We start from the raw sequence: 2,476 nt of genomic DNA, 5'->3' as shown, positions 1-2,476 counted from the left end.
CGCAAGGTCTCACTGGCGCTGAAGGCCTACGCCGCCTTCGCCCGCTCTGCAGACAAGGGCGCCACACGCGACCCGGATCTGATCAACCGGTTGTCCGGTCTGGACTGATAGATCAAAATCCCCCAATCGGGCTCTTACCCGATTGGGGGATTTTTGACTCTTCTGGAGTAAGGCCAAGTAAAGGCCTGATGCTCAGAGACCGTATTCCTTGGCGATTACCACCCAGAGAGCCTGGGCTGCTTTATCCACGTTGTCGTTGACTATGACCTGGTCGAACTGATCCTCTGAGGCCAGCTCCACCTTGGCGGTCTCCAGCCTCCGGGCCCGCTGTTCCTCATTTTCGGTTCCACGCATGTTCAGCCTGGTGACCAGGTCCTGGAATGAGGGCGGCGCCAGGAAAACGTAAAACACTTCCAGGCCCAGCTCCCCCGCCCGTTGGCGGACACGATGCGCCCCCTGCAGGTCGATTTCCAGAATTGTGGGCACCCCTGCTGCCAGATGGTCCAGAACCGGCTGCAGCGGGGTGCCGTAGTGGGACATACCATGGACCAGCGCTGTCTCCAGAAATTCTCCGGCGGCCTCCCTGCGGGCAAACTCCTGCTCATCCATGAACCAGTAGGTGATGCCGTCCTTTTCGCCCGGACGCGGCGCCCGGGTGGTGGCCGAGACGGAGACCCAGACCTCCGGGTGGGCATGACGCAAGGCCGCCTCCACAGTGCCCTTGCCTACGGCCGTGGGCCCTGTCAACACGATCAGCCGGCCGCCCGTCTTCCCCGGCCCCCCGGTCTGTTCTCCCGAAGGGTCCTGAACCGACATGTCGGCACCGCTGATCGCTGACACGGCCACTTCCTTTCCTCAAGGTCATCCTCCGGTATATCTGGACCGGAACATGGGACAATCATATAGCGAGCGCCTACCTGGCCTTCTCCAGCTCAAGCAATCGGGCCGCGTGTTCCTGGATGCTCATGACCTCGTAGTCGTCCTTTTTGACCACGTCAATGGCCATCAAGGCGGCCGAGAATTCGGTGATAGTGGTGAATTGCGGCAAATCGGCGGCTATGGCGGCCACCCGGATCAGATAGCCGTCAGAGCGCGAACCCCTGGAACTGGGCGTGTTGAGGATCATGTCGATGGCCCCATCCTCAATTAGCTGGACTGGATTGCGGCCCATGTGCCTGACCCCATCGGCATCAGTGAAGGGCCGACCCTGCCCCTCCTCATCGCTGATTTTGTCAACAACAGCCACGTCAAAGCCGTACCGACGCAGGACGGAGGCCGTGCCACTGGTGGCGCAGATACTGAAGCCCTGCTCCAGCAGACGAGCGGCCAGCATGGGCAACTGACGCTTGTCCGCATCATTGACCGAAAGGAAGGCGACCCCGCCGGAGGGCAATCCGCCCTGGTAGGCGGCCAGCTGGCTCTTGGCGAAGGCGTGGGGGAAGTCCCGATCGAAGCCCATGACCTCTCCGGTGGAGCGCATCTCCGGACCCAGCAGAATGTCCACGGTCCGGCCAACCGGAGTGCGGAAGCGCTTGAAGGGCAATACCGACTCCTTGACCGCCACAGGCTGGCCGACACGGACCATGCCGCCGTCGCCGACAGGCAGGAGCAGGCCATTGGCTCGTTGCTGCTCGATAGTCTCCCCCACCATGATTCGCGCCGCAGCCTTGGCCAGTGCCGTACCTGTGGCTTTGGAAGCGAAAGGAACCGTCCGGGAGGCGCGGGGATTTGCCTCGATCACATAGAGGGTGTTGGCCATGAAGGCATACTGAACATTAATTAGCCCCTGAACGCCGCAACCTTGGGCTATTGCCAGGGTGGCCTGCCGCAACCGGTTAATCTGGTCGTCGGAGAGCGTGGATGGCGGCAGGGTGCAGGCTGCATCACCGGAATGAACCCCGGCCTCCTCCACATGCTCCATGATTCCGCCGATGTAGAGTTCCTGCCCGTCATAAAGGGCATCCACATCGATCTCGATGGCATCCTGAAGGAACTTGTCAATCAACAGGGGCGAAGGCAGCCGGCCGGAGACCACTGTATCGGCCTTGGCTTCCTCCAGGGCTCGATCCACGTAGGTGCCCAGCTGCTGGTCGTCATAGACAATCTCCATGCCTCGCCCGCCCAGCACGTAAGAGGGCCTGACCAGAACCGGATAGCCGATGGCATGTGCTGCATCCCTGGCCTCATCCAGGGAAAGAGCGGTGCCGTACCGGGGAGCGTTCAGATGCTCCTTGCTGAGCACCTGGCCGAAGAGCTCACGGTTCTCGGCCAGGTCGATGGACTCGGGGCTGGTTCCCAGAATAGGCACCCCGGCTGCCTTGAGCCTGGCCGCCAGAGACAGGGGCGTCTGACCGCCCAGCTGGACGATGACGCCCTTGACAGGTCCCATGGCCTTCTCAGCCCGGTAGATCTCCAGAACGTCCTCGAAAGTCAGCGGCTCGAAATAGAGCCTGTCCGACATGTCATAGTCAGTGGA

At 61.8% G+C, this 2,476-nt stretch carries 2 protein-coding genes; both read right to left on the bottom strand.

Features of this window, described 5'->3' with window-relative positions; translation table 11 throughout:
* Positions 1–192: 192 nt before the first annotated feature.
* Positions 193–816 (bottom strand): guanylate kinase, encoded by a 624-nt coding sequence (gmk, locus tag AC0AP0_RS11910; protein ID WP_490430620.1) that lies wholly within the window; start codon positions 814–816, stop codon positions 193–195.
* Between the two features lie 97 nt (positions 817–913).
* Positions 914–2,476: ATP-binding protein (locus AC0AP0_RS11905; protein WP_490430619.1), on the bottom strand; the 1,563-nt coding region annotated here is incomplete at its 5' end.

Source organism: Bifidobacterium sp. POST2/T3 (B1), assembly GCF_058197115.1.
The sequence above is the reverse complement of the archived record's forward strand: the minus strand, read 5'-3'. Positions and strand labels throughout refer to the sequence as shown.

Coding starts and splice junctions, on each gene's coding strand:
- gmk (WP_490430620.1), bottom strand. CDS start 816: ATGTCGGTTCAGGACCCTTCGGGAGAACAGACCGGGGGGCCGGGGAAG.